The organism is Roseibium sp., from assembly GCF_039982295.1.
GTDB lineage: Bacteria > Pseudomonadota > Alphaproteobacteria > Rhizobiales > Stappiaceae > Roseibium.
In genome coordinates this window covers 1-7,342 of record NZ_JBDWYP010000031.1, presented here as the reverse complement: position 1 = coordinate 7,342, position 7,342 = coordinate 1, and the positions used below count along the sequence as shown (strand labels likewise).

Below are 7,342 nucleotides of genomic sequence, written 5' to 3'. Positions count from 1 at the left end.
ACCAGATCGTCGTTGATCAAAACCTTATTCTGCTCGATGGAAAGCCCTTAGCTCTCGTAACTCGATCCGGCTTGGCTCAATGGGAACAGGATGGCATAAACTTCACGTGCCGCTATGATCAGATCGTTGACGAAGGCGACTACTATGGAAAATTTCGCTGCCTTTATGAAAGGGAGGGAACACCAGAAATCTTTGTGTTAGTTGAATCGCCCTCTTCACCTGAAGGGTTCAGCGTGATCCTGGTCGATCACCCACCTCGAACACTACACTAGACCACCCTGCCCTAATCGCGAACGCCACCTTCGCCATCGGAATCAACTTCGCGTTCCTCATGGAACTCGCGCAGCTCTCGAAATTCATCTTCGGTCATCCGACCAGCCGCGACGGCGACCTCGGCCGCACGCAACTGCGCCTCTTCGCGATCTTCCACAGTGACGGCTTTATCTTCCATCAACCACAACAAGCGAAGGGCGTTGATCGTTCATGCTTTGAAGGCGCTGCCTTCATCGCGATACCCCAACTTCTCGGTGCCATGGGCCGTCACGCGCTCCCATTCACCGTCTTCGCCCCGCTGGACAAGCGCGTGACCATTTTCAAGGTCTTTCGCAAACTGACGCTCTTGTTCTGCCGCGAAAGGCGGAACCGGATTGAGCTGGCCGTCCGTTTCCTCAACGGCTGGCATACTGTCTTTCAGCTGCTCCAGCCCGTCGATAGTCCCGCTCAACTCTGCAACATCCGCTTCGGTCGGCGCTGCAAGGCTTAACTCGACTTGCGTGGCGAGGTCCATTTCGATCTGACGTTGCTGATCAGCCTCCACGGCCATCACCGTCTTGGCACGTTTTCGCTTCGGCGTGCGGATCGTGGGCCTGCTCGTGTCTTCAAGCGCCGCCCGTTGGATCGATTCGCGCTTTGGTGCTACACGATCCACCGGCTCATTCGGCAACTTGCCCTGTTCGGGCGGTTGTGCCGGCGTTTCAACCGCGGCCTCGACCATCGCATCTTCCTGCTCGGGTTCTTCCTCAACCGCACCAACCGAAGTGGAAACCTTCTTCTCTGGGAAAGGAAGATCCCCGGTCTGCGCCGCGTGGATGCCCTTGAAATATGGATCGTTGAAATATTCGATGCGTTTTGCTCGGATGGGCATTTGGGCGTCGATCACCATAACGATGTCTTCAAGCGACAAACGCCTGGCTTCGTCCTCCGGAAGCAACGAAACTTCCTCCGTCCTTACCGACTGGCTGCGACCTTCAAACGGGTTCTTGCCGATCGCGCGTGACCGTGTGACCACCTTTTTTGTCGTCTTGCCGACTGCCTTGCTCAATTCCTCAACCGTCTTCTCGTCTGAAGGCGTGAGGTAAAGTTTCACCCCAGCGTTCCCCTGCAAGGCGCGTCGGGTGTTCTCCCCATAGATTTCGTCAAGCGCCGGGATCGTCTGGGTGACGATTGCGAGGTGCCCACGATACGAACGCAGCGTCTCGATGCTCTTTGTGACGATGGGCATTTTGCCAAGGCGATTAAACTCATCGAGCATAATCATCACCGGCCACGGCTCGTCCGGCCCCGGCTCTTTGTCCTGCATCGACGCCAGAAGATCGGAAAAGAACAGCCGGATCAGCGGTGCCATTGGTTCAACCATGAGCGGCTGCACGATCAGATAGACACTGAATGGCTCTTTGCGGATTTTCCGAAAATCGAAGTCTGACACCTGCGTCGCTGCGTCGATGGCCGGGTTTTGCCACTGGTCCAAACCCGATGTCATCAAGAGGGACACATAGGATGTCAGCGTGTCGTTATTGGTCGATGCCAGCCGAGTGAAAATCAGCTTCGCGGCCTCGTTCTGTACCTCCACACCACGCGCCATGTATTCCTTCTGCTTGTTTCCGCCTGATGCGGCGATGCGGTAGATTTCGCCAAGTGTCGGCTTGCCGCGCTGGAACGCCAGCAGACCAGCGGCAACAAACAGGTCGATACCACCTTTCAAAAGGCCCTGAACACGCTCGTTCTCATTCTGCAAAAAGAGCGAGGCGAGTAGCTGCAACTCCATTTGTTGCTGCGCCTGGTCCTTCAACTCGGAGATACGCAACAGCGGATTGTAGCGATGTGTCCTGCGGTCTTCGAAGTCGGTAGGCGCGAAGCGGAAAATCTTGTCGCCCTTCTTGCGCCGATGCCGCGCCGTGGCCTCGAAGTTCTCGCCCTTCACGTCCAGCACAACGGCAGAACCTTCCCATGTGAGAAGGTTCGGGATCACGAAACCCGTCGTCTTACCTCGGCCTGTGGGCGCCACGATCAGAGCGTGCGGGAACTTCTTCGCCACAAGGTATTTGCCCTTGCGCTTCGGCTTCGACATCTTGCCCAGGATAAAGCCTGTGCCCGGCTCGCCGAAGAAACCGTTCTTCGACAGCTCGCCGCTTTTCTGCCAATGCGTAAGGCCGAACTTCGTTAGGGCCGATCCTGACACTGCAATGCTCATCATAAGGCCAGCGATGCCGAACCCGGCCATGATGAGGTTCACAAGGCGGAAATCGTCAGGCCGATAGTCCTGCAAGTAGAAGTAATTCTCGGCCAGATAGAAAAAACCGATATCCGCCTGAAACCCCAAATCCTTGAAAGTCAGAACGGCAGACGACACGACATAGCCGATGGCGATAGCCACCAGCGTGAGAAGAAAGACGCCAAAGGCGATGCGACCCTTACCCATGGACTGGCCCTCCTTCGCGCTCGGAGTCGACCAAGCGGTCTTTTTGCAACTCGTATTGCTCTTCGGCAATCTCCTGCACGACCTCTCGATAGGCTTCCGAATTGGCCGTTGCTGCATCCGATTGCAGATAGGCTTTGGCTGCGTAGAGCCGTTCTAGCCTATCATCAGACACGTTCTCCAAGGCGTCGCTGTCACCTTCGCGCAACCGCTCGATCTGCTCGTCATCAAGCTCTTTCTCGATCTGCTCACGGTAGCTGAGACGCTGTTCATCTGTTGCCAGCGACGGCGACACATTGTCGGACCTCTCATGCTCAACCACGCGCCGGATTTCTTCATTCTCGATGCGGGTTTCGGCATACTCGCGAATAGCTTCCCTATCCCGTGCCTCACTCGCGACCTCATACGTCCGTCCAAGGCCACGCGCCAAATGGTCCGGCATATCTGGATAGCGGGCACGGAAGTCATCAGCGACGGCTGTTGAAACGTCTCCACCGTTGTCACGCTCAGCCATAACCATGTCCACTTCGCGGCTGATCTGATCGACACGCTCGCGATCCTCGATCTTCGCGCCAAAGGGAACGTCGGAATAAGAAAGAAGTCGTTCCGCTGCCAGCTCTGGTCTTTGACTGAGGTATTCCTCACGCTCTTGCAGGATGCGGGCGCGGGCGGTTTGCTCGATGGCTCCGCTTGCTGCCATTGCTTCGGCCCGCTCATAACGTTGATCAAAACTCTGCGTGTCAGCGTTCTCGGACATGATTTCGTCGCGGACCCGCGAACTCATCCGATCAAGGCTGGTCTGATCTATCTCCATTGCGCGTAGATCACGCTCCGCCGTGACACCACCCTGAACACGGGCAAGGTCTACATCGAACCGCTCCAAGCGCTCGGCCTCAAACCGATCTGCCATTGCACGCTCGCCCTCTGGATCGTTTGTTTGCCAGTCTTGGAATTCGCGGGTGTCCTCACGAACCAGGCCATCACGCATCTCGACGCCATAGCGATCCGCTGTATCGCGCAATAGCACGTCCGCCCGTTGCGCCTCGTCGGCGGTCAGTTGACCGCTCCGACGGGCCGCAGACAACGCGAAAAACTCTGTCGCAAGAGCAACACGCTGCTGAACGCTCGCCCCGTTGGCTTCCAGCCGGTCGCGCTCGATCACCAATTGCTCAAACCGATCATCGACGTAGGCCCGGTCATCATCGTTTGCGCCTGCCCGAACGTTCGTTTCAATTTCAGACACCGACTCGCGGCGCTCAGCGGCAGAAATACCCTCAGCCTCCGACTGCGCGACGCCATTGTCCAGCCGGTTCGCTTCAAACGCTTGCTCACGCCCTGCATCAATCTCGGCGACTTCAAGCTCCGCCTCTCGTAACTCCTGCTCATTGTTCAAGCGGAAGCTCGTCTCATAGGTATCACCCAAGCCACGGGCGACATGGTCAGGCATGTCGGGGAAGCGGTCTTTGAAATCAGATGCTACGGCCTCGGAAATGCTCTGATTGGCGGGCGCGCGTTCAAGAATGACCTCAATCTCGCGGTCAAGCCGATCCGCAAGCTCGTGATCCGTGATCCGCCCCCTGCCCTCTTCGTCGGTGCGATACACAGCGCCAGGATCAGAGAGGATTTCAGGCCGCGTTTCGAGATAGGATTGTTGCTTTGCTTCGATCCGGTCGAACGCGCGGTTTTCGATCTCAACAGCACGGGCCTCAAGCTGACTTTCGTTGACCCCCTGCCCCCGCAATTCTTGGCGAATGGTCCGAGCGGTGTCATCCAGACGCTCTTGATCGAAATGGAAACGGATTTCGCGGGCTTCCTCGATCACTCCGTCATCACGCAATACCTCTGCTCGCTCAAGCGCGGTGCCCAACTCAACATGCACCTGGTTCAAACGCTCCCGCGCGGCTTCAAGATCCTCCTTGCGTTCAAGGTTCAAACCCTGCGCCTCGGCAACCTTTGCAAGATCATCGGCCACCCACTCTCGTTCAAGCGCGGCGTTTGGTGCGCCGGTCTCAATCCGGTTCACGACCGCATCAGCGCTGATACCCGTACCACGCAAAGCGTTGTCGATCTGGGCACGTGTGCTTCCATCCTGCAGCCGCCCGACAAGCTCGCTATTGATGTTGGTTTCTGAATAGATGCCACCATCCGAAGGTTTCTGCTCAAGTGTCACGGATCGCAGCCCAAGAGGCTGCATCCGTCTGACACCGACTTGAAGCTGGTTAAGATCACGCTGCTTCTGTGCGCGCTGACCTTCCGGCATTCCAGCAATTCGTGCCTGCACTTCTCCAACCGTGTCGGCGTATCGGCTTCTTAGATCGTCAAAGTCTTCGGCGGCTCCCATGTAGATATCTCCATCCTGTTCAACGTGTGATCCCTCGCCCAACAACTCAGCGGCCTTTTGGAGGGCTTGCGCAATTTCTTCTCGACTGTCTTGAGATGCCTCTGCGGCCAGGGAATGATAGACAACCCGCGTGCTGGCAATTTCGGCCAGTGTGCGAGCCAAATCCTTGCCCACTCGCTCGCGCTCCGCTGGCTCACGGACGATGCCTTGTTCGGCGTCCTCCTTGACCGCGTAAACCTCTCTGGTTCTTGGTGGATAGTGTATGACGCCTCGATCTATGCGGCGGGTCGCTTCTAGTTCTACGCCATATTTTTCAGCCTCTTCGACCATAGCGAGGCGGAAATCGTCATAGTTAAAGCGGTGATCCCGACCCAGATAGAAAAACTCGCCCTCCTGGGACCGTCTGTTCAAGACGATATGGGCGTGGGGGTGGTCGCGATCCTTGTGGACGGCAATCACATAGTCGAAGTGGCCTTCGTCGGTTTCAAAGAACCGCTCACACACATCTGACGCAATGTCGCGCACGTCCTCCGACTTCGTGCCTTTGGGAAAGGACATGAGCATGTGGGTCGTGTTGCCCATCTTCGGGCGGAAACCACTGTCCCACCGCTCGGCAAAACGATCCGTGATCTTCTTGATGTCCTTGTCTTCGAACTTTGTCTTTTCATCAAAAGTGCCCCGGCTATCCACGAAATGCGCCAGCTTATGATCCCGCGTGATGTAGGACAGCTGATTGCTAAGCTGGCCCTTGGTGTGCGTCCCACCGTTCTTGATCGCCTTGAACACCGCTGCGCGATGTCCACGAGCTGCGCGGTAGAGCTGGCCCGCCTTCTTGCTGTTGAGGCCCTGCATCGAACCACGAACGCGGTCCCATCCCTCGCGGAAAACCTCGCCGGTGACGGCTTCGACTGCGCTATTTCGTGCCAAGGGCAAACTCCCTCAACACGTCGTCCACGGTCACGGCCATAGCCGCGCTGCGCCGCCTCACCAAGAGGTCGATCTGATCTCCCATTTCCAAGATCATCCCGGCCAGCGATCGAATTTCCTCATACTGCTGGTCTGACCAGGGTGCAGGCATCCCTCGTTTCTTCGCCTCGTTCATCCGCCGCGCAATCTGCGTGATGTTGTTCCCGACCCGATTTAGCGCTGCGCGGAAGCTCGAAAGATCGCTCGAAAGGACTTCATCAGGAACGAAAATGCCACTGGACCCCTGCATCAAGGCCCGCAATCCGTCCGCACGACTGTCGAAACCATGCTTCGTAAGGACCGCATCGAACGCGTTCATTTCGTCTGGTGTCACTGTAACTGACGCCGCAGCGGTGCGAATGCCCGTGTCACGGCGTCGATCTTTTTCTCGTTTGATCGTGTAGTCGATTGTTCGCCTTGTCACACCAAAATGTTGCGCAAGCTGCTGCTTCCCAACGCCGTTTGCCGCTTTGCGGACAATCACGAGGCGTTCAGATGGAGTGAGGATGCGACCTTTAGGCATAAGAACAAAGAACCCCTATTTCCTGCCATCATCATAACTGATGTTGTTACAATAATGCAGTTGGTGTGACAATGCCTTATTATTGTAATGTTATCAGTTATTCCGTTTCTTGCCGAGATTCACAGAACCGAGACCGTCGAGGCCACGGCGAGACCAGCCAAAACCGAAGGTGACGGTCGATAGCCAAAAATGACCCACACAGGGCCGCAATTGATTGTCCGCCCCCCTACCCTATAAATTTGCTAGATGGGCCTCACACGGCGCGTACAACCGGCCTCACGGCGCAATCGGCCCCACACATCACCACCAATATCGCTATATCCAACAATCTGACCCTGCAAATCGCAAGAAACAGGAAACCCGATACACCACACAAGCGACACAGGACACTAAACACGTGACAGTGTTCAAGAGACACCGCACACCGAACGCCGAACCCGCCCCAAAGTACCCACCACAAGCGACAAGAAACAGATCACACCGAACACGATACCAGACACACGCAACACGGGTTACGCAGCAGTAATCACGCCACCCGTCACACCGACCAAGTAACACAACACCGAACAGGTAACGCCGAACCCTTGACAAGACCACCGCTACAAGGAACACAGGACAAAGAGCAAAAGACAGCAAACACAATACAGGTAACAAAGAACATGCCAAATGATGATCTGAAGGTAATCGCCATCATCACAAGGAAAGGTGGCGCGGGAAAAACCACGTTGACGAGAGCTTTGATCAGCGCGGCAATGGCACAAGGCAAACGGTGTTTGGTTTTTGACGCGGACCCACAGCAGGCATTGGCAAGATGGGC

At 56.3% G+C, this 7,342-nt stretch carries 6 protein-coding genes; 2 read left to right on the top strand and 4 right to left on the bottom strand.

All coding sequences use genetic code 11. The features are described 5' to 3' along the window. On the top strand, window positions 1–272 hold a 272-nt coding region (locus tag ABJZ52_RS05145; protein ID WP_348487696.1), incomplete at its 5' end, for a hypothetical protein. Window positions 273–283: 11 nt separating this feature from the next. On the opposite strand, the gene ABJZ52_RS05140 is transcribed toward ABJZ52_RS05145, so the two are convergent. The 4 genes from ABJZ52_RS05140 to ABJZ52_RS05125 are packed head-to-tail and all read right to left on the bottom strand — an operon-like array spanning window position 284 to window position 6,525. Continuing rightward, window positions 284–451: a hypothetical protein gene (locus ABJZ52_RS05140; RefSeq protein ID WP_348487695.1), complete on the bottom strand. Its 168-nt coding sequence runs from the start codon at window positions 449–451 to the stop codon at window positions 284–286. Window positions 452–481: 30 nt separating this feature from the next. Beyond that, complete coding sequence (locus ABJZ52_RS05135; protein ID WP_348487694.1) at window positions 482–2,698, bottom strand: type IV secretory system conjugative DNA transfer family protein; 2,217 nt, start codon at window positions 2,696–2,698, stop codon at window positions 482–484. Further along, window positions 2,691–5,963 carry a relaxase/mobilization nuclease domain-containing protein gene (locus tag ABJZ52_RS05130; RefSeq protein WP_348487693.1) on the bottom strand — a complete coding sequence of 1,091 codons (3,273 nt, stop codon included), beginning with the start codon at window positions 5,961–5,963 and terminating at the stop codon, window positions 2,691–2,693. The genes ABJZ52_RS05135 and ABJZ52_RS05130 overlap by 8 nt, the downstream gene beginning before the upstream one ends. Continuing rightward, on the bottom strand, window positions 5,950–6,525 hold the full coding sequence (locus tag ABJZ52_RS05125) for a helix-turn-helix domain-containing protein (protein ID WP_348487692.1): 576 nt from the start codon (window positions 6,523–6,525) through the stop codon (window positions 5,950–5,952). The genes ABJZ52_RS05130 and ABJZ52_RS05125 overlap by 14 nt, the downstream gene beginning before the upstream one ends. Before the next feature lie 584 nt (window positions 6,526–7,109). Here ABJZ52_RS05125 and ABJZ52_RS05120 point away from each other — a divergent pair. Further along, the coding region (locus ABJZ52_RS05120) for a ParA family protein (protein WP_348487691.1) at window positions 7,110–7,342 on the top strand (233 nt) is incomplete at its 3' end.